This window comes from Mycolicibacterium pulveris (assembly GCF_010725725.1).
Classification (GTDB): Bacteria; Actinomycetota; Actinomycetes; order Mycobacteriales; family Mycobacteriaceae; genus Mycobacterium; species Mycobacterium pulveris.
This window is the reverse complement of record NZ_AP022599.1, coordinates 3,325,944-3,346,409: the sequence shown is the minus strand read 5'-3', so window position 1 is coordinate 3,346,409 and position 20,466 is coordinate 3,325,944. Positions and strand designations below refer to the sequence as shown.

General features: G+C 65.7%; 16 protein-coding genes. 8 read left to right on the top strand and 8 right to left on the bottom strand.

The window, feature by feature from the left end:
- Window positions 1–9: 9 nt before the first annotated feature.
- Genes G6N28_RS16265 through pks2 form a run of 3 tightly spaced genes read right to left on the bottom strand, consistent with a single transcriptional unit; the run spans window position 10 to window position 9,153 of the window.
- Window positions 10–1,368: a hypothetical protein gene (locus tag G6N28_RS16265; protein WP_163901963.1), complete on the bottom strand. Its 1,359-nt coding sequence runs from the start codon at window positions 1,366–1,368 to the stop codon at window positions 10–12.
- A gap of 23 nt (window positions 1,369–1,391) precedes the next feature.
- On the bottom strand, window positions 1,392–2,837 hold the full coding sequence (locus tag G6N28_RS16260; protein ID WP_163901961.1) for a condensation domain-containing protein: 1,446 nt from the start codon (window positions 2,835–2,837) through the stop codon (window positions 1,392–1,394).
- Between the two features lie 25 nt (window positions 2,838–2,862).
- Complete coding sequence (pks2, locus tag G6N28_RS16255; RefSeq protein ID WP_264072905.1) at window positions 2,863–9,153, bottom strand: sulfolipid-1 biosynthesis phthioceranic/hydroxyphthioceranic acid synthase; 6,291 nt, start codon at window positions 9,151–9,153, stop codon at window positions 2,863–2,865.
- Between the two features lie 1,269 nt (window positions 9,154–10,422).
- Here pks2 and G6N28_RS16250 point away from each other — a divergent pair.
- From G6N28_RS16250 to G6N28_RS16240, 3 genes are all read left to right on the top strand, one after another.
- On the top strand, window positions 10,423–11,043 hold the full coding sequence (locus tag G6N28_RS16250; protein WP_163901957.1) for a superoxide dismutase: 621 nt from the start codon (window positions 10,423–10,425) through the stop codon (window positions 11,041–11,043).
- 114 nt (window positions 11,044–11,157) lie between these two features.
- Entirely contained in the window at window positions 11,158–11,922 is a 765-nt protein-coding gene (locus G6N28_RS16245) for an SDR family NAD(P)-dependent oxidoreductase (protein ID WP_163901955.1), read from the top strand.
- A 153-nt stretch (window positions 11,923–12,075) separates the two neighbouring features.
- Window positions 12,076–12,456, top strand: coding sequence for a hypothetical protein (locus G6N28_RS16240; protein WP_163901953.1), 381 nt, complete (start codon window positions 12,076–12,078; stop codon window positions 12,454–12,456).
- Between the two features lie 41 nt (window positions 12,457–12,497).
- Here G6N28_RS16240 and G6N28_RS16235 read toward each other — a convergent pair whose 3' ends face one another.
- Genes G6N28_RS16235 through G6N28_RS16225 form a run of 3 tightly spaced genes read right to left on the bottom strand, consistent with a single transcriptional unit; the run spans window position 12,498 to window position 15,160 of the window.
- Window positions 12,498–13,154, bottom strand: coding sequence for a hypothetical protein (locus G6N28_RS16235; protein ID WP_235674593.1), 657 nt, complete (start codon window positions 13,152–13,154; stop codon window positions 12,498–12,500).
- On the bottom strand, window positions 13,151–14,827 hold the full coding sequence (locus tag G6N28_RS16230; RefSeq protein ID WP_163901951.1) for an alpha/beta hydrolase: 1,677 nt from the start codon (window positions 14,825–14,827) through the stop codon (window positions 13,151–13,153). The genes G6N28_RS16235 and G6N28_RS16230 overlap by 4 nt, the downstream gene beginning before the upstream one ends.
- A 9-nt stretch (window positions 14,828–14,836) precedes the next feature.
- Window positions 14,837–15,160, bottom strand: a complete 324-nt coding sequence (locus G6N28_RS16225) for a WXG100 family type VII secretion target (protein ID WP_163901949.1) — start codon at window positions 15,158–15,160, stop codon at window positions 14,837–14,839.
- Window positions 15,161–15,642: 482 nt separating this feature from the next.
- On the opposite strand from G6N28_RS16225, the gene G6N28_RS16220 reads away from it, so the two are divergent.
- From G6N28_RS16220 to G6N28_RS26900, 3 genes are all read left to right on the top strand, one after another.
- Window positions 15,643–15,996: a hypothetical protein gene (locus G6N28_RS16220; RefSeq protein WP_163901947.1), complete on the top strand. Its 354-nt coding sequence runs from the start codon at window positions 15,643–15,645 to the stop codon at window positions 15,994–15,996.
- 80 nt (window positions 15,997–16,076) lie between these two features.
- Window positions 16,077–16,295 carry a hypothetical protein gene (locus G6N28_RS16215; RefSeq protein WP_163901945.1) on the top strand — a complete coding sequence of 73 codons (219 nt, stop codon included), beginning with the start codon at window positions 16,077–16,079 and terminating at the stop codon, window positions 16,293–16,295.
- An 11-nt stretch (window positions 16,296–16,306) separates the two neighbouring features.
- Complete coding sequence (locus G6N28_RS26900) at window positions 16,307–16,708, top strand: ribosome modulation factor (RefSeq protein ID WP_197745791.1); 402 nt, start codon at window positions 16,307–16,309, stop codon at window positions 16,706–16,708.
- 152 nt (window positions 16,709–16,860) lie between these two features.
- On the opposite strand, the gene G6N28_RS16205 is transcribed toward G6N28_RS26900, so the two are convergent.
- Window positions 16,861–17,055 carry a hypothetical protein gene (locus G6N28_RS16205; protein WP_163901943.1) on the bottom strand — a complete coding sequence of 65 codons (195 nt, stop codon included), beginning with the start codon at window positions 17,053–17,055 and terminating at the stop codon, window positions 16,861–16,863.
- 142 nt (window positions 17,056–17,197) lie between these two features.
- Here G6N28_RS16205 and G6N28_RS16200 point away from each other — a divergent pair, with 142 nt between their 5' ends.
- Both G6N28_RS16200 and G6N28_RS16195 read left to right on the top strand, forming a co-directional pair.
- Window positions 17,198–17,539, top strand: a complete 342-nt coding sequence (locus tag G6N28_RS16200) for a hypothetical protein (RefSeq protein ID WP_163901941.1) — start codon at window positions 17,198–17,200, stop codon at window positions 17,537–17,539.
- 387 nt (window positions 17,540–17,926) lie between these two features.
- Entirely contained in the window at window positions 17,927–18,832 is a 906-nt protein-coding gene (locus tag G6N28_RS16195; protein WP_235674592.1) for a S1 family peptidase, read from the top strand.
- Between the two features lie 39 nt (window positions 18,833–18,871).
- Here G6N28_RS16195 and G6N28_RS16190 read toward each other — a convergent pair whose 3' ends face one another.
- Window positions 18,872–20,413 (bottom strand): AlbA family DNA-binding domain-containing protein, encoded by a 1,542-nt coding sequence (locus G6N28_RS16190; protein WP_163901937.1) that lies wholly within the window; start codon window positions 20,411–20,413, stop codon window positions 18,872–18,874.
- Window positions 20,414–20,466 lie beyond the last annotated feature (53 nt).

Genomic DNA, 20,466 nt, shown 5'->3' with positions numbered 1-20,466 from the left:
GCTCAGTTGTTACTCGATCGTGCCGGTGAGCTCAAACTCGGCCAGCACCTTGGCGGCCAGCTCACGCAGTCGCGCCTTGGAGTTCTCCTCACCGGCCTGGTAGGCGACCACGGTGATCGACACCTTGCCGCAGATGCGTCCGGCCAGCACGGTCAACAGGCCGCCGCGGTGCTCGAGGTATCCGCGCGGCACGTGCCGGTCCACCCCGCGAAGCATGACGTACTCGGCTTCGGTACCGTCGGCGCGCGCGACGATGGAATCGACATCGCCGAGGATGGAACAGGATACGGGCATGTCGGCGAAGCTGAACACCACGTCGGAGCCGCGTTTGACGGCGCGCTTGGGGATGTACGGGGTCAGCGGAAGAAGCTCAAGGGTCTCGTCGGGCTCTTCGCGCAGCGTCGTGAGCGCCTGTTTGATCTCGCGTCGGGCCGCCGACAGGTCGGTGGTCACCGAGGCGGGATCGATGACGGCGGTGGCGATGGCCGCCGCGTTGGCCCGCGTGTCGTTTTCGGTTCGGGTGCTGATCGGCAAATGCAGGGTGACGGCGCCGTCGGCGCGGTACCGCTCAAGGCGTTCGGCCAGTTTCGCGGCGAACCCGGCGATCAACGAGTGACTCGACCCGTTGAGCGCCTGCGCACGGGCGTCCCAGTCGGCGAGGTCGAGGTAGATGGTGACCGAAGGCACGACGACGTGTTCGTCCATGCCAGGGCGATTCGTCGCGACGGGCGCCTTGTTCGATCCGCTGATCTCGTGACGCCGGCGCACCGCTTGCTTAGCGGCCTTCGCCAACGTGCGCGCCACCTCGGGTAGTCCGCGTGCCGTCTCTTTGAGATCGGTGACCGCGGCCCGCAACGGTGTGCGTGACCGCGGCGGCGGATAGCCGAAATCGCGCCGATTTCCTTGGATCCCGTCGACGATCGTCAGCAGCCCGCCGAGGCCGTCGGCCAGCAGATGCGAGGCCACCATGGAGACCGCCGTGGAACCGTCGGTCATCGGCAGCACCCCGAGATGCCAGCTGGGCCCGTTCTCGGAATCGATGGGCAGCTGCGCGCGTTCGTCGATCCAGTCGCTGAGTTCGGCTCGGGGGCGCGGGGTTTCGGCGATATCGAGGTCGGCGGCGGGTCCGGGCGAGGACACCCACCGATGCCTGCCGAATGGCAGCGGCGAGCGTTCGATCAGTCGGCCGTACAACCCGAAACCGAAATTCTCGTGGAACCGCCGCAGCCCGTCCATGTCGATGGGGTGCTCGTAGATCCACACGCACTGCATGACGAGTTCCTGGCCGGTGGCGCACTGGCCGAGAAACAGCAGCTGGTCGGTGAACGAGAGCCGGTTGTCCGGCCGCGCTTGTACCGCCTCAGTCATCGAGCCGTCCGCCTACCGCGCGATCAGGACAACTTCTGGGTGACGTCGACCAGTTCGGGCGACGCCGCCAGCTCGCCACGGCCCTCGGCGACCCGGACGAACACCGACTTCATCGCGTCGACGTAGCGGGTGACCGACTCGCGCGCGATCGGATTGTTCGGGAACGCCAGCGTCACCGACGTGCCGTTGCCGAACCGGTTGATCCACATGCCGACTTGATGGGCGGCGCCGAGTTCGCTGTAGATCTTGCCGTTCAACCCGTTCCACTCCGCGACGACGGCGGGTGACAGCGGGGCGATGGTGGCGTCGAGGTAGGAGATCATCGGCACACCCGGCCTCGGCGGCGTCAACCCGCGTTCGGCGGCGGCCAGTTCCAGCACCCGGTCGAACGGAACGTGCGCCAGCGCCAGACCGGAATCGAAGGAAGCCTGTGCCGCCCTTGCGGTTTGGGCGAACGACGCGGAGCTGACGGGCACCGTGATCGGCACCGTGCCGGTGAACCAGCCCGTGGTCATCACTTCGGCTTGCGTGCTACGGGTGCTGGTGGGCGTGATGACGTGGTAGGTGTCCGATCGGGTGAGCTGATGCTCGGCGAGTGCCGCCGCGGCGAACACCCCACCGATGAACCGCGCACCGGCCGCGATGCACGCCGATTCGAAGCGGTCCGACTGGTTTTCGTCCATCAACTGAATGGTCAGCAGATCTCCCTCGCAGGGGACCGTCGGATCTCCCAGCGGAAGCGGGAACTGCGGCAGGGTTCCGTCGTTGTCGATGGCGAACTCGATCCATTCGTTGACCTGTGGCGAGTCCAGCGTCAGCGTCGAGGTGAACTCGCGCTGCCGGACGCAGTAGTCCTCGTAGCTGCCGGCCTCCGGCAGCGGGATCGGCGCTCCCCCGCCCACCAGCGCGGCATACATCATGTGGATCTCGACGAACGCCAGGCCCATGAACATGGCGTCGACGTGCAGATGATCCATGCTCATCCAGAACGTGAAGTGATCGGAGCGCTGAATCACGCCGAATCGGAAGCAATCCCAGTTCAGCGGCGACGGTGTGGCCAGGATGTAGTCGCGCCATTCGGCCGATGTCTTCTCACCACGCTCAGTGGCGACGAGCTTGATGTCCCTGGGGTTGCGCAGCGTGCGCCGCACGATGCGGTCGTCCTCGGTGAACTGAAACCAGCTGCGATAGGTGTCATGGCGTCGGAGGTAGGCGTTGAGCACGTGGGTCATCGCCCGCACATCACACCGCCCGGCGATGTTCCACGCCGGAATGGTCAACCGGGCCATCTCGTTTCCCTGAGCCGCGTGCGCGCGGTAGTTCCGGAGATGTTGCGCTTGCTGGTAACTGGCAGGCACGTCGCTGATGGGCGCCTCGCTGACCTTGGCAAGCGTCGCCGGTGAAGGAACCCACGTGATGAGCTGGCCCGGAGCATCCACCCACTCGTGGATCGCCTCTAGCGCGAACATACTTTCGCCTCCTTCCGTGCCGTCATCATGAGGGCGCCGCGACCGTCTCATCCGCCGCGAGTGTTTCGCAAAGGCTATCTGCCAGTGCGCGGACGGTATTCACTCCCATCGCGGTGATGCGAATTCCCGTCTCGGCCTCGATCCGGGTGCGGAGTTCGAGGTTGCCCAGCGAGTCCAGCCCATACTCCGACAGCGGGCGGTCAGGATCGATCGCGCGCCGCAGGATCAGGCCGACCTGTTCGGAGATCAGCCGCCGCAGATGCGTCGGCCACTCGTCGCGCGGCAGCGCGGCCAGCTCGGCCCGAAGCTTTCGGCCCTCGCTGGACCCCTGCCCTGCCGACTTGAACGCCGAGGCGAACGGGCTGCGCTGCGCGAACGCGGTCAGCCAGGGTGTCCCCAGAATCGGGGCGTACCCGGTGTAGGCGCGGTCGTAGCGCAGCAGCGTTTCGAACGCGTAGGCGCCCTCGTCGGGAAGGATCGCCGCGTCGTTCTCGGCCAGTGCCGTACCCCGACCGATCTCGCCCCACGCACCCCAGGCGATGGCGCTGGCCGGAAGGCCCTGGGCCCGGCGCCAGCGCGTGAACGCGTCCAGCCAGCTGTTGGCCGCGGCGTAGGCACCCTGGCCCGGCGACCCCACCAGCGCGGCGGCCGACGAGAACGAGCAGAACCAGTCCAGTGGCTGGTCTTGCGTCGCGCGGTGCAGGTTCCAGACCCCGTACACCTTCGGCGCCCAGTCCCGTTCGACGAGGTCGTCGGTGATGTTCGGCAGGGTGGCGTCCTCGACGACCGCAGCCGCATGCAGCACGCCGCGCAGCGGCAACCCGGTCGCCGTCGCCGCGGCCACCAGCCGTTCGGCCGTACCCTCCGCGGAGATGTCACCACACTCGACAACGATGTCGGCGCCCGTGGACCGGATGAGCTCCACGATCTCCTGCGCCTTGACGCTTGGCTGGCTGCGCGAAGTGAGAACGATGCGCCCGCACCCCTTTTCAGCCATCTTCTCGGCGAGGAACAGACCCAGCCCGCCGAGGCCACCGGTCACGATGTACGCGCCGTCGGAACGGAACGTCGGGGCCTCCTGCGGCGGCACCATCACCTCGGTGGTGCCGGAGTGGGGCACGTCGAGCACCAACTTCCCGATGTGCTGGGCGCCGCCGATCTTCCGGATGGCCTCGGCCGCGTCGGCGACCGGGTAGCGCGTGATGTCCGGTAGCGGCAACGAGCCGTCGGCGGTCAGTTGGTACACCTTCTCCAGCAGACCGCGAACCTTGTCGGGATGGGTGACCGTCATCAACGCCAGGTCGATCGCGTAGAACGACAGGTTGCGGCGGAACGGGAAGAGACCCAGCCGGGTGTCACCGTAGATGTCACGCTTACCGATCTCGAGGAACCGGCCGCCGAAGGCGAGCAACTCCAACCCGGCGCGCTGTGCCGCACCGGTCACCGAGTTCAGCACGATGTCCACGCCGTAGCCGTCGGTGTCGCGACGAATCTGGTCGGCGAATTCGGTGCTGCGGGAGTCGTAGACATGCTCGATGCCCCAGTCCCGCAACAGCTGGCGCCGGGCCTCGCTGCCTGCCGTGGCGTAGATTTCGGCTCCGGCCGCGCGGGCCACCGCAATCGCGGCCTGGCCGACACCGCCGGTGGCGGAATGGATCAACACCTTGTCCGTCGAGGAAATCCGCGCCAGCTCCTGCAGGCCGAGCCACACCGTGCCGTAGGCGAGGCCGACGGCCGCGGCTTGGTGCTCTTCCAGCCCGTCGGGCAGCTTCGTCGCGAGGTTCGCCTCGCAGATGACGTAGTTGCCCCAACAGCCGTTGGCCGAGACGCCACCGACGCGGTCCCCGACCTGATGGGTGGTCACCCCCGGGCCGACCGCGGTGACGACACCGCCGAATTCCGAACCCAGTTCCGGCAGCCGTCCATCGAAGCTGGGGCAGCGCCCGAACGCGACGAGCACGTCGACGAAGTTGATGCTGGACGCGCTGACCGCGACCTCGATCTGCCCGGGACCCGGTGGAACCCGTTCGAACGAAACCATTTCCAGCGATTCCAGGTCACCGGGTGTGCGGACCTGCAGCCGCATACCGTCATGCTCGTTGGATGCCATCGCGGTGTATCGCTCGTCGGCGCGCAGCGGGGCGGGGGTCAACCGCGCGGTGTACCACTGGCCGTCGCGCCATGCGGTCTCGTCCTCGTCCGACCTGCTCAGCAGCTGATGGGCCAACTGCTCGACGCCGGTCGCCTCGTCGACGTCGACCTGGCTGGCGCGCAGCCGCGGATGCTCCATCCCCATCGCCCGGATGAAGCCGCGCAGTCCGGCATGCTCCAAGTTCGGAACATCGTCGGCGACAACCGATTGCGCGTTGCGGGTCACGACATAGAGCCGCGGCGGCTCCCCGGGCGTTTCAGGCAGCTCGCGGATGATCCGCACCAGGTGCCGGACATGCTCACCGCCGCGGACCGACACGTGGGTGCCGCCATCGGCGTCGGCGAGGCTCGGCACGACCACGACGCCGGCCAGCACCTGGTCACCGAGGTAGGACGTCAGCAACTCGGTGTTGGCCTGATGGTCGGCGTGCTGCGGCCACGTCATCGTCGAGCAGTCTGCGCCCGCAGCCTTCAGGGCATCGCCGAGCGCGGCAGCGAGGATGTCTCCGGTGGCGCTGGTGCTGATGAGCAGCCAGGACCCCGCGTCGACGGAGTCGGCCTCGGGCAGGTCGCGCTGCAGCCATTCGATGCTCAGCAGCCGTTCGTTGAGCACCCGGTCCGCCTGCGCCTGCTGCGAAGCCCCGGCGCCGAGCCGTAACCCTTCGAGGCTCAACAGGATTGCGCCTCGCTCGTCGAGAACGTCGAGGTCTGCCTCGATGCCGTCCGCGTCGGCCTTGACGATCCGGCTGTAGCAGTAGTGAACGTTTCGGGCCGAACCGTTGGCCCGCAACCGGCGCACGCCCAGCGGCAGCAGCATGCCGCCGCCGGCCGCGTTCTGCGCGACCGGATGTGCCAGCACCGATTGGAAGCAGGCGTCAAGCAGCGCCGGGTGCACGCCGTAGGCGCCCTGATTCGCCCGCAGGGGCCCGGGCAGCGCGACGTCGGCCAGCACCGTGTGCGCGGGACCGTCGGCGTGGTAGGCCGTGGCCAGGCCCGAGAAGGCGGGCCCGTGGTGAATTCCCAACGCGCCGAATGCCGCCCGCAGGTCTGTGCCGTCCACCGCGTCGGTGTGGGCGGTCAGCAGCGAGTCGATGTCGTGGGTGGCTGGTTCGTCTGAGGCCACCTCCGCATGCAGCACCGCGTGTGCGCGCCGCGTGCGGTCGCCTGCCTCGAATGTCTCCACCGCGAAGTCGAGGATCCCCGGCGCCAGCGCTGATGCGGAGGCCGAAATCGGGGTCGTCTCATCGAGCATCAACATCTGCTCGAACACGATGTCGCGGACCTCGGCGGTGCCGCCGAGCACGGTGCGCGCGGCGGCCAGCGCCATTTCGCAGTACGCCGCGCCCGGGAGGACCGCCACCTCGTGGACCTGATGGTCGGCCAGCCACGGCTGCGCTTCCGTGCCGACCTCGCCTTGCCAGACGTGGCGCTCGGGCTCCTCGGGCAGCACGACGTGCGAACCCAGCAGCGGGTGCACCGAAACCGTGCACGCCCCACGCGCGGTCGCGTCCTGACCATCGCGGTCGAGCAGCAGCGACTCGTGCGTCCAGGTCGGCAGCGGTGCGTCGACCAGCCGCCCTGCCGGATACAGCACGGCGAAATCGACGGCGGCGCCGGCGTTGTGGACGTCGGCGACCAGTTCGCGCAGCCCGAACGGCAGCTCCTGGTCGCGACGCATGGCCGCCAGCACGGTCAGCGGGATGTCGAGGCTGCGCGCCGTTTGGTCGACGGCGTGGGTCAGCAGCGGATGCGGGGACAGCTCCCCGAACACCCGGAAGCCGTCCTCGAGGGCGGCCTGCACCGCCGCGGCGAACCGCACCGTGTGACGCAGGTTGTCCACCCAGTAGTAGGCGTCCCACTCCGGCTCGTCACGCGGGTCGTACAACGTTGCCGAGTAGTAGGGGATCTCGGGCTGCTTCGGGTTGAGGTCGGAAAGGACCTCTTCCAGCTCGTCGAGGATCGGATCGACCTGCGGCGAGTGAGAGGCGACGTCCACGGCGACCTCGCGCGCCATCACGTCGCGTTGCTCCCAGCCGGAGACCAGGTCGCGCACCGAACCGGTGGCACCGCCGATGACGGTCGACTGCGGCGAGGCGACCACTGCGAGCGACACATCGGTGATGCCGCGTGCGGCAAGCTCCGAGAGAACTTGGGAGGCAGGCAATTCCACCGATGCCATCGCACCCGAACCGGCGATCCGCGACATCAGCTTCGACCGGCGGCAGATGACCTTCACACCGTCCTCGAGGGTCAGCGCCCCGGCGACCACCGCGGCCGCCACCTCACCCATGGAGTGCCCGATGACCGCGCCGGGTGTGACACCGTACGACCTCATCGTCGCGGCGAGGGCGACCTGCACCGCGAACACGGTCGGCTGCACCCGGTTGATCCCGGTGATCGTCTCGGGTGCCGACATCGCTTGCGTGACGGAGAAGTCCGACTCCTGCCGAATCAGCTCCTCCAGCTCGGCGACGGTCGCGGCGAACACGGGCTCGCGCGCCAGCAGCTCGGCCCCCATGCCGGCCCATTGCGAGCCCTGCCCGGAGAACACCCACACCGGCCCGCGGTCGTCCTGCCCGACCGCCGCCTCGTAGGGGCTCTCCCCGTCGGCCACGTCGCGCAGCGCCGCGATCAGCTCCTCACGGCCACCGGCGATCACGGAGGTGCGTACCGAGCGGTGGCCGCGCCGACGCGACAGCGTGTAGCCGAGGTCGAACAGATCGACCGCGGGTCCGCGACCGTTGCCGTCACCGCTCTTGGCCAGCCAATCCGCGAGATTTCCTGCGGTGCGGCGCAGTTCGCCTGCCGAAGTCGAGGACAACGGGAACAGCAGCGGACCGGCGACCTCGGCGGGCTTCTGCGGCGCCACCGGCTCCGGGGCCTGCTCGACGATCGCGTGCGCGTTCGTGCCGGACAGCCCGTACGCCGAGACCGCAGCCCGCCGCGGCTGCGGCCCGCTGGTCGGAAACGCCGTCGTCGACTGGGGCACGAACAGATGCGTCTCGATCCGCGACAGCTCGTCGGGCAGCCGGTTGAAGTGCAGGTTCGGCGGGATGACGCCGTGCTGCACGGCCAAGACGGCCTTCATGACGCCCAGCGCGCCGGCCGCCGACTGCGTGTGGCCGAAGTTGGTCTTGACGGACGTCAGCGCACAGGGTCCTTCGGTGCCGTACACCTCGGCCACGCTGGCGTACTCGAGGGGGTCACCGACCGGGGTTCCGGTGCCGTGCGCCTCCACCATGCCGACGGTGCCTGCGTCCACGCCTGCGGCCGCCAGCGCCGCCCGGTACACCACGATCTGCGCGTCCGAGGACGGGGTGGCGATGTTGACCGTGCGGCCGTCCTGGTTGACCGCGGTGCCCCGAATGACCGCCATGACCCGGTCGCCCGCCTCGAGAGCGTCGTCGAGCCGTTTGAGCGTGAGCACCACGCAGCCCTCGGCGGAGACGAACCCGTCGGCGCCTTCGTCGAAGGCGCGGCAGTGGCCCGTCGGTGACAACATCCCGGCCGCCGAACCGCCGGCCGCCTTGCGGGCTTCGAGCAGTACGGACACCCCGCCGGCCAGCGCGAGATCGCTCTCGCCGTCCTGCAGGCTGCGGCAGGCCATGTGGATCGCGCTCAGCCCCGAGGAGCAGGCGGTGTCAACCGTGTAGGCGGGGCCGTGGACGCCCAGCGCGTAGGCGATGCGTCCGGAGGCCAGGCTGAAGCTCGTGCCGGTGAACCCGTATGGGCCCTCCAGGGTCTGGGTGTCGGCGGCCAGGTACGCATAGTCGTTGTGCGTCACGCCCATGAACACGCCGGCCTTGGATCCGGTCAGCGCCGTCGGGTTCAGACCCGCGTGCTCCACCGCCTCCCACGCGGTCTCGAGGAGGAGTCGGTGCTGAGGGTCGATCGCCGTGGCCTCACGCTCGGTGATGCCGAAGAAGTCGGCGTCGAAGCCGGCTACGTCGTCGAGAAAAGCGCCCCACTTCGAGACGGACCGCCCGGGCACACCCGGCTCCGGGTCGTAGTACTGCTCGGCGTCCCAGCGCTCGGCAGGCACCTCGGTGACGAAATCGTCGCCACGCAGCAACGCTTCCCACAGCTGCTCAGGGGAAACAATCCCCCCCGGAAGGCGGCACGACATTCCGATAACAGCGACGGAAATTGTGCGCGTTTCACCCACGTCTGTATACCTCTCTCAGGAGTGAGCACTGAATGCGACCCGGATCAGAATAAAGGGAAAGTCGCGCCCTGTCTCAACTCCTGAATACTAATGGCACTGCCGGCCGGCATTCGTTGCTGGCCGCATGCAGATGCGCATCGTAGACCGCTATAGCTGACAACCAGTGTTGCCTTCCCTGCCAGCCGCAGCTGCACCCCGCTCGGGAGCGCCACGCGCCCCTGGCGACGGCAACTATCCCGTAGTTTGCGCGGCCAGCCTCAGAAGGCACCGCCGACTCCGCAAACCAGTCGCGGAAGTCGACCGTTAGCAGATCCCGTGGCCACGCTGCGTCGCAGCTGGTTTGCTTCAGGCCAGTTAGATCGAGCATGGGAGTCAATCTAGCAGGCGATTCCCAAGATTGGGACATATTTCCCAGATTCGCTCTCGGTCCGCATGACCGTGAAAATCCATGCTGAGTCAGCAAACGTCCCGAGACTAACTTCATCGTTAATATACTGCTTACATGCTGCTCGGTGGCTAACTCTGGCAAAGAAGCTTGCGGGCTGTCCCGGCGCACCTCTACGGCCATCTGGAACCATCGTTCACGAAGATCCGGCAACGGTTGCGTCACGGTTTGGGCGCGAATAATCCGCCAGGCCGCCGCCTCCTCGCACTTCAGGGTGGTTCCGGCACGTTTTTCGAGGGCAATTTTCCGCTCGGCGGTGACGTTCATCACATGGCCTGGTGCGACGTGGGGATTTGCCGGGAATCGGTCCGCTACCCCGCAAGAATGGCAAATTGAGTAAGAAAGAGAAGCGCAACAAAAGGCAAATTTCGCAAATAGTTAGTTGCGCTCATTATTTCGGCCGATGCCCTCGTCGGGCAGTGCGTCCGCGCCCCCGACGGTGGCACCAGCAACTTGGTAAGGCTGTCGCGGGCTGGGCAACCATCCGTCGTGCGGGCTCCGGTTACGCGATCGCTGCATCGCGTCCAGGAACTTTGGAGCGGGTCGGCCGGGCACCAGCTACCGCCTCGAAGAAGTCGGTTCCGATGTGCTGCATCGACGCCGCACGCGACCGACCCGCAGGCGCCAACCTAACACATGAACATGTGAACAGCTGAACAGATGGGCTAGTCTGCTACTGCGCCCAAAGGGACATTCGGGCACCAAAGTGCGAGACGAACGCGACAGAACGTCGATCTCGTGTGGTCCACCCGACCCCGGCGGCGTAGGAACCGCGGGAGTGCGGGCGTCGACGCGACAACGGAACAACCTCAAGAAGGAGCAAGATGGCCGAGTACACGCTGCCGGACCTGGACTACGACTACGGCGCGCTGGAGCCCCACATCTCCGGCCAGATCAACGAGATCCACCACGGCAAGCATCACGCGACATACGTGAAGGGCGTCAACGACGCGATCGCCAAACTCGAGGAGGCCCGCGCCAACGGCGACCACTCGGCGATCTTCCTGCAGGAAAAGAACCTCGCCTTCCACCTGGGCGGGCACGTCAACCACACGATCTGGTGGAAGAACCTCTCACCCCACGGCGGCGACAAGCCCGCCGGCGACCTCGCGGCGGCCGTCGACGACCAGTTCGGGTCATTCGACAAGTTCCGCGCACAGTTCACCGCCGCCGCCAACGGGCTGCAGGGTTCCGGCTGGGCGGTGCTGGGCTACGACACGCTCGGACAGCGACTGCTCACCTTCCAGCTCTACGACCAGCAGGCCAACGTCCCGCTCGGCATCATCCCGCTGCTGCAGGTCGACATGTGGGAGCACGCCTACTACCTGCAGTACAAGAACGTCAAAGCCGACTACGTCAAGGCGTTCTGGAACGTCGTCAACTGGGAAGACGTGCAGAACAGGTTCGCCACGGCCACCACCAAGGCCAGCGGCCTGATCGTTTAGGCACCACCAAGCCCACGGCCCACGGCGACAGGCCCACCCCGTCGCACCCCGCGCAACAGAGCCGGTCAGGATGTCTCAGGACGGACAACCGGCTTATGCGAAAGGGCCAATGGAATGACGATTCTGGACAAGTTCCGCCTCGACGACAAAGTCGTCATCATCACCGGAGCTTCGTCGGGCTTGGGCGTCTCTTTCGCCGACGCGTGTGCGCAGGCGGGCGCCGATGTGGTCTTGGCAGCCCGACGAGCTGAAAAGCTCACGGCCACAGCTGAACTGGTTCAGAAAGCAGGACGACGCGCACACATCGTGCCCACCGATGTCACCGATCCTCAGCAGTGCGCCGCCCTCGTCGACGCGGCGATGCAGGAGTTCGGCCGGGTCGACGTGCTGGTCAACAACGCCGGCGTCGGCACCGCGGTGCCCGCCACCCGCGAGACCCCTGACGAGTTCCGCTCGGTCGTCGACATCAACCTGCACGGGTCGTACTGGACCGCGCAAGCGTGCGGCAAAGTGATGCAGCCGGGCAGCTCGATCGTCAACATCTCCAGCGTGCTGGGCCTGACCACGGCCGGACTACCGCAGGCCGCATACAGCGCCAGCAAGGCCGCCATCATCGGACTCACCCGTGATCTCGCGCAGCAGTGGGGCTCGCGAAAAGGCATCCGGGTCAACGCCATTGCGCCGGGTTTCTTCCACTCGGAGATGACCGACCAGTATGCTCCCGGATACCTGGAACGCACCCTCGCCCAGCGGGTGGTGCTGCAGCGGGCCGGGGATCCCGACGAGCTTTCGGCAACGCTGGTCTGGCTGGCGTCGGAGGCCGGCGGATATGTCACCGGGCAAACCATCGTGGTCGACGGCGGCGTGACCATCACCTAGCGGGCCCGGGCCTCGGACTTGAGAGTGGCTATCGCAGAGTCGATTCCGATCGCTATCCACTTCTCCGGTGCACGCTTGGTACGTAGGTGCTCACCGTCGATGTGTAGCCAGCCGCGGTAGGGTCGGCCCTTCATCTCCATCGGTTGTGCGGCAGTGGTTTTCAGGAGGCTTCGAGAGCCGATCGAAGGGCTCATCCGCTGGTCGACGCCGCTGATGATCCGCGGACCGGAGGGCGACGAGTTCCGCGCCGAGTGGCTGCTGCTCGCGCTACCCGCGCTGTTCGCGCGCAGGGCGCCGACGGGCCGATCCGCGACGGTCGGTATCGCGGTTGAGGGGGCGACGCTCCAGGTCCAGGTCGCCCCGTCCGGGGTCGACGTGGGCATGCCCGACGGGCGCGAGTTCGATGCGGTCGTGACTGCCGAGGCCCCACTGGTGCTCGGGCTGGCCGCGGGCGCGCTCGTCCTCGACGACGTCTCCGAGATCATCGAGATCGACGGTGACCGAGAAGCGGTGCGGGCGATCTTCGACGCCTGAGGCAACGACGCGGATGCGACTGCCCGGCACCGCAATTGGCCTCACTCCGCACGAACGACGACCGGGAACGGAATGTCGTTGTTGGCAATGTCTCCCGGGAAGCATGGTGACGAAGCGCTGAGTGTCGGCGAGTAGCCTGGTCGTCCCGCTGTCACAATCTGCATGCGATACCCATCCGGCCCGTAGCCGAACTCGTTGGGCTTGCGGAACCCGTCACGCTCAAAGACATACCACCCCCAGCCGCGCCAGATGTCGCCCACGCGTCGGACCATCGCATCGAGGTCAGTTTCGGGCGGGAACTTGAGATCACCCGTGGTGTGGTAGCGGGTGGGCGCGTTCTTCGGATCCGCAGGTTCGTCTTCGCACCAGCTGTTGTGGCCGGCGCTGCCGTACCGGGTGGCGTCGAGAACCGTGCCCGGCGGTAGTCCGCGCAAGGTGCGGGTGAGGTAATCCGCCAGTGTGTCCTGGGCTTCCTGTTGGCTCTGTGGCACAACATCTTTCGGGTCCCAGCCGGGCGGCGGCGGTGGGGCGGATGTCATGGGCGGACCTCCAATGTCAGTCGCACCGGTAGGTACCGGCGGGCCTAGCGGACGATCGTCGCTGCAACCGCCAACCAGCGCCACCAACAGCAATAGCGCCGCAGCGCGCACCATCGCGCCGGATGGTGTGACTTCCTCGCGTCGACGTCCGCTGGTCATGGCACAACCTCGGGTGGCGGCATGCCAACAATGATCGCACCCATATTGGCCAGCGCCGGGTTGCCCTCATCCCAGTAACTGCTGTGGGCGCCGATAGACGGCAGGTTCAGTATGGGTGGTCCGGTCGATGGTCCAGGTGCGGCCGCCAGCTCGATGGCTCCGAATCCGTCCCAGGTGGGGTTCAAGCCCAGTGCAGCTCCGGAGACCAGATGGATGATGTCGTGCTGCGCTCGGGTGGCGTAGACCTGGGCGCCAGGGTCCAGACTCATTTCGGACGCATGTCCAACCAGCATGCCGGGGCTGCCTACCGCGATCACGTTGTCGACTGCCAAATGGTTGCCGCCGCTACTGGCGCCGCCCACCAGCGTCGAGCCGTAGCTGTGGCCGACGACGGTATCCGTTGCGGGGAACCACCCTTCATGCGACGCGTGCATGCCGTCGATGAACGCGTCGAGCCCAGCGCCGCCCGCTTCTGCACGGCCCGGAGACGCTGCTTCGAACAAATTCATCGGCCGGTCATAGCCCATCCAGGTCGTGACAGCGACGTCCTCGGCACTCAGGTTCGGATCGGCGTCCAGCGCGGCGTTGAACATATCGAGCGACTTGCCATCGCTACCAACGAAACTCGCCATATCCTGGCCGGTTCCTGGCACCAGGGTCGCAGTCCGCGTCGCGGTGTCGGGATTGCCGATCGAGACGGCCGCGTGCCCTTGGTCATCGAGCAACCCGAGGTAGCGCGGCACGCCGTTGTTTCGTGCCAGCGTCTCGGATACCGCGTGGTAGCCATTGAGCTCGCTGTTCGCGGCGTCCCACTGGCGTTTCCAGTCTGCGTACTGGCCGTTCTGCTGTGGTGTGACCGATACCGGGAACCGGTCGCCGCTCCGCGCCCAATCGGGGTGTTGGCTTGCCAGGCGGTCGACCTCGGCCTGCGCCGTTTCCGTCAGCTCCCCGAGATGCCGTCGGTTGAAATAGTCCCTGCCGGGGTCGGTGTGATCGCCCGCGAACGGCATGCCCGGATGGTTGCCGATGTTGGGATCCTGTCGGTACAGCCACTCTCGCTGCTCCGGCGTCAACTTTTCCCACAGGTCGTGGAACTCCTTCGGGTCCTCGGGCAGCGGCCGCGACAGTGCGCCCTGGAGTTCGGGATCGTTGGTGTGCGGCGTGTCGGGTATCGGCTCCGCGCCGGTCGCCATGTTGATCGCGCGGGCCAGCTCCTCATCGGCCGAAACCGCCTCTGCGAGAATGGTGTTCAGGCGTGCCTGCAGCGCCTCCCGCTCGGCTTCCTTTGCAAGCAACGCAACCATGTCGTGTTCCAGCGCCGGTCCAGGCATGACCGTACTGCTCGCGGGATCGAGTTCGAAACCGGCGGCTGCGACATCGGCCTCCAGCTGAACCAAATCGTTCTTGACCTGCTGGATTCGATCAGCGGCAGCAGCGGCGGCCCGGGCAACGACCAACGCCTCGTTGCCGTGAACGTCCAGGTCCTTGCGGATCTGGCCGTTGGCTTCCTTCGCGGCTTCGGCCGCGTCACCGCCCCAACCTCCGAACGCGGGAAGTTCGGCGATTCCGTCGGCGGCCTCGAAGGCCGCTTCTGCCCGGTTGCGCGTCGCATGGAAGACCTCACGAACATCGCCCGCATCCCACCGATGGATGTCGGTGATCGAGACCGTCACGGGAGCGGCTCAGAGGCCGAGGTCGATGATGTCATCGCCGGCGGCGCCGATTGCGCTCGCGCCGTGTTCGTCGGCCTGTGCGTAGGCGGTCGCGCCGTCCCGGAGCGCCGTCGCATGGTCCGACATGCCGGCGAACAGCGCGGCCGAGTCTGCCTGCCACTTGGTGACGGCGGCGGTCAGCGCCGCGGCAGACCCAGCAGGGACACCGGCTTGCGCGGACTCGATGCGGCCGTCGGCGGCCACGTGCGCGGCGCGCAGCATGCCGGCGTGCGCATCGACCGTCGACCCAGAGGCCAGCAAGTCCTCCGGAGCAACCCGAACTGCCTTCGGCACAGCCCCTCCTCACGCGCGAGCAAACATGCTAGCCCAGGATACTGCGGCCGCAGCAAACCAACCCGAAGCAAAATCCGCTGCGAAAGCTGACCAACCGGTGATCCCCCTTGCCGACCTGCGGGAATGCGTCAGCAACGAGCGTAGAGCGTCAACGCTGTCCATACGGAAGGATTTGTCTCGCCCGACCTGCCCAATCGTGGTGGAGCTAAGGGGAATCGAACCCCTGACCTACTCGATGCAACGAGTCGATCTCGGCGTTTGCAGCGCCAAGCTGCGTTGGCAGCACCACTAACCCGCAGGTCACAGCATTGGCTGTGTTGGCCCCCGATAGCTGTTGTCGAGTGTGCTGCGGACCAGCTGCGGACTGGGCGCGATCGCCACCACGGACACCCGACCATCAGTTAACCTGCCCCCGAAAGTAAGGCCCCGGCGACGGCTGCCACCGCCCCGGGGTATGGCCGAACTGACAAGGAGTTCGACAGATGCACAGTAATGCCAATCCCGGCCAGAATCTCCCGCTGCCCGTTGGCGCGGTCTGCGTGGAGCCCTGGTATCACCCCGACAAGCCGGCGTTTGAGTCGTCGAACGGTGAGCCTGGGTCGCTGCGCTACTTCATCGGCAGCAAGTGGGAGGTGTCCCGCGCCGACCCCTCAGAAAAGCCCCTGCTCGTGCAGGTCGATGGCAATCAGTACGCCGACGACGGTCTTGTCGAGCGTTTCGTGGTGCTCGACGGCGACGTGATGACACCGGGCCAGGCGCGTCAGCTCGCCGCGGTGCTCACCGCGGCGGCCGACGACATCGAAGCCGCAATCGAGACCGAATGGGCTCGGCGCTGAGGGGTTTTTAGCCGTCGGCACCGCGCAGCCCCCGTCCAGCGGCTTCCTACCCCGATCGGTACACCACTTCTAGACTGAAGGTGAGCCCCACGGAAACGGGAAGGGAGCAGGCGATGCGGTACTTCACCGACGGCACCGGATTAGTTGCCCGCGTGCTCACCGATGCCCCATTCGGCCCCGAATTCTCGCAGGCCCAGGCGCAGACCTACAGCGCCAAACAGGACGACTGGAAGGACGCCCCCGGCCTGACGACCGAGATCCGTTTCAGCGGCGACTGGAGCGAGTGCGAAGGCGGTTAAGAGGGGGCGTGATGCGCTATTTCCGCAACGGGAATCGCGTTGTACGCGTGCACACCGATGCGTCGTTCGGCGAGGACTTCATCACGGCGCGCGCCGAGGTGTACAGCATGAAGCGCGGCGTCTGGGTCGAACGGTCAGGCATGACGTCAGAGATCGCGTACACCGGCGATTGGGACCCGTGCTCGCAACGTGATGCCGAGTCGGCGATCGCACGCCGGTTATCTCGCGTGGACGAGATCAAACGCGTCCACGCTGAGGGGTTGGCCGCCGCAGTGGGCACTCCAAACCCGTACCGCGGCCGCAGGAGTCTCGCCGTCGCCTGGATGACTGGCTATCGCAAGATGCTCGACGACATGCTCGCCAATTCCCCTGCTCGCCAGGCGTACTTACGTGAGCATCCCGGTGAGCGTTAGGCGTCGTCGGCGCCGTTGGCGCGGCCGCTGTGCGGGTACACCTCGATCGAGGTGATTTCCTCCGCGCGGGGCGGTTCTGCTTCGTAGCTGTCGGCCATAGCGGCATATTTGTCGTCGCCGGGGCGGTGCGCAGTCGTAGTCACCAGCTTGCCTCAGAAGTCTTCGGCGGTGATCTCGGACCAGTCGCCACCAAACTGCAGCCCAGTCGTCATTCCTGGAGAAGCCGGCTTCCAGATGCCGCGCCTGGCGCTGTAAGTCTGCACCTCAGCTCGGGAGAACTCGCGACCAAACGGGGCATCTGTGAGCACACGGGCGACCAACCCGGTGCCGTCGGTGAAGTACTGCATCTGCGTACCCCTCCCTGCCAGGCGGGCTCACCTTCAGTGTAAGAGACGTGCGCAGCCTGGTGGGTTCAGGGCCGCTCGTCACTGTCGCCACGCCGGTAGGTCTGGCCCGGTTTTGTCGCATGGGTGGCATAGCGTCGGTGCCATGACGGATAAGCCGATCAATCACCACCTGGCTGCGACGCGACAGCTGGCAGAACAGTTGGCCGACCACCCCGATTCTGTTCTTGTCGACGCCCTTACCAACGGGTTCGGCAACCTTGAAAGTCTCATCCGTAATCAGCCGGATGACCACCCGGTCATCAATGCCGGCCCACTGGACGAGTTCCCAATCACCAAGACATTCGTCAACATGCTTGAGAACGCGATGCCAAACTACGTCACGCGCGCGGACGCTGCGGCAGCCACCGCCGCAGCGTCGATCGTCTGCATCAAAGCCTTGGAGGCGCAAATCCGAGCACTGGCCGCCCGCATTGACGGCAAGTAGTTCGACGGAATCACACGATCGACCATCTGGGACATCCGCGGCGACGGTATGCGCTTGGACTTTCATCGATGAGGCTAGAACGATGGAGTGACCATGTGGGGCCGAGGCCATTCGGTTGTCGGTCGCGAGTGCTATAAGACGAGCGTCAACGATTCGATGCTGGCTCGATGAGGAAATGAATTCGCGCACATGTCGGAACCCGGTGAAAATCCGCCAGACACCCCGCTAGCCGCAGAGCTTGTCCCGGGGAGCCTCGAATGGCGGCTCACAGTCGCTTGGGCAGCCTATCGCTTCTTCGGTCTGGTTCATGACGAGGAAATAGCGCGATCGATCAATCAGCCCGCCGATGCCGGAAGGGCCGGCCCCTGGCCAGTTGCATACTTCACCATGTACCTGCAGAAGCTCAGCATCCCAAGCCATGCCTGGGAAACTGGGCGGATCCTGGCTGAGATGGCGCGCCACGGCATACTGCTGCCCTGTGGTTGGCGAGCAGACATGGTAGGCGTGCCAATGCAAGGTCAGCTGTACGTCACGCAGGGCTCGAGATCGCCTCAGACCAAGGGCAACCTGTGGCTCTCAGAGATACTCGGACCCGAGCTCATCATCCGCTCCTATAACGCCGTTACAGTTCAGATCAGCGGCGGAGAGGGCAAGCCGTCTGGGACCGGGCTCGTATTAGACAGCTCGCATATCCTGACCAACAGACACGTAGTCGAGGAACTGTTCGGCCACAATATCGGCACTGCGGCGATTGAGATTCATCCGGCAGTCAAACCGCCCGACGCGCAATGGGTGTCGCGTCAATGCATTGTCCGCGCTCATGCAGAAGTAGACGTTGCCGTCATCGAGGGTGAGTTTGGCAACCAGCAAGACGTTCCGGCACTGTCGGGCATGGTTTTCCGGCAACCCAGATGGGGTGACGAAGTACGTGTGTTCGGCTACCCCTATGTTGCCGGTACGACCGAACAGGTGATCACGGTGGAGCGCGGCCACGTGGTAAACCCTGCGGCGGAGGCGCCAGCGTGTGGCGGATACCCGCGACACAAGATCTTCCTGACGTCGGCGATCGAGCGGCCTGGTAATAGCGGAGGCCCGATCGTCGCCCAGGACGGCCGAGTGATCGGTCTTGTCATCGACCACACGCGGTCTGGGCTGTGTCAGGCCGGAGCTGGCGCCACTGGGAACACATCAGGGTCGCCGCCGTTTTATCGGGGCATTCCCGCGAGCGAAGTCGTACGCGCCATTGAAGAGATGGGGTTCAATAGCATTGCGATAGTGGAGAATCCGGAGTGACCGCTCGTCAGACTTGGCCGATTCGCCTACGGCTTAGTGCTAACTGTCATCGAAGGTCCGTGGACCGCCGTTGTCATTGATGAACTCGATCACAGCCTGCGGTGCCGTCCACCATCGACCGCCTAAGTTGTTGGCCGATTCCCTGATCGTGCGGTGATATACAAGCGCTAGAGCGTCGCCGACCCGATCGTCGTCTGACGCTGGGAATAGCAGTCTCCGCACTTTCGAATCCTCAACGATCTTGAGTGCCATCGGTTTGGCTCGGTCCTCGTCGAAAGCGGCGGAAGAGGCGTAAAACGCGCCTTTGCCCGTACCTTCGGCGGCAACGACGAGACAATAGGCGATGTCGAATTCGCACAACGTGTTGAGGAGAACGTCATTTGCCGTGACTTCGTCCCGGGGCGGGATTTCATCATCGCCGATATCCGGGCGCATTCCCGGTTGGTTCATCATCAGTTCGCGCGCTGCTGAGATCAAGAATCCGCCCCGGTCATCCTTGATGAGGCCCGCGCGGCTGGCCTCTACTTGCGCGTGGCGAATCCAAGAGGAGTAGACCCAGCTGTTGTCGAACGGAGTCGACGGCACCGGCCGAAGCACCAAGGAATGCACCGTCTCCCATGCTGCCATGCGCACCGCCAGGCTGCCGATGGCGTAGATCCGGATGACGACCGCTAGGCGCTTTCGTGTCAGATCGGGGCCAGCGCCCAGCTCGCGGTAGGCGTCGAATAGTGCGGCGATCGCGTTGCCCGTCAAGTCGTCGCGCTCGAAAATCGTCGCCTGCGCACAAAAGATGGCCCATCTGTCCAGTGCCATCTCGCAGTCCTCGAGCGTGCTACTAGCGTTGACATACTTCCGGAGTGTGCGGAGGAACTGACGAAGCCGCACATCGTTTTTCGCCTCTATCATGGCCACCACCGCATCGGTAAATGTCGCTTCGTCCATATCCCAAAGCAGCGGAATCTCCGCGGGGGCGCCCGTCGGATGCTGGCGGAACTGGCTGATGAACTCGCGCATGACCGTCTCGGCTAGGTCTCCCGCCTCGTCGCGAATCCGCTTGGTGTAGGCAGACAGCAGATCTGGCCAGTGTGCGTTTCGAATGGGGACGTTTTGAGCGCCCTCACGTACGAATATGTCGCCCGGTCGGAAAATCACGATCTGCTTGTCGGGAAGCGAAGGATCAGGGTGCTGGCCGAGCTTGCTGAACGGAACTGGCAGTCCCGAGTGCTCGACGAAGATCAGGACGATCTCGTATTCGTCATGGTCGTGTACAACCGTGCGGACGTTGACTTGGCCTTCGATGTTGCGCCTCACGAGGTCGCCGAGCTTGGCGCCGTCGAACTCGCGGCGGTCAGCGATGGTTCCCTGTGACATGCACGGCTTTCCGTCGTTAGTGACGCCGATTAGGATGTAGCCGCCGGGAGGACGATTGGACATCGTGACGATGTCCTTGACCAGCTTCAGCCGATCTGCGTTGTCGTCGAGGTCGACACCTGATTTGAAATCGAGGTGGTTTTCCTCGGTTTCAAGCAACAGCTCGAGCAGCTTGTCGTAGTCGACGCGTCCGTCAGGGATGACGGCCATACTGGGAGCCCCTCTGCAGTCGCTGATCGGCAGCCCGCCTAGAGTAACGCTCA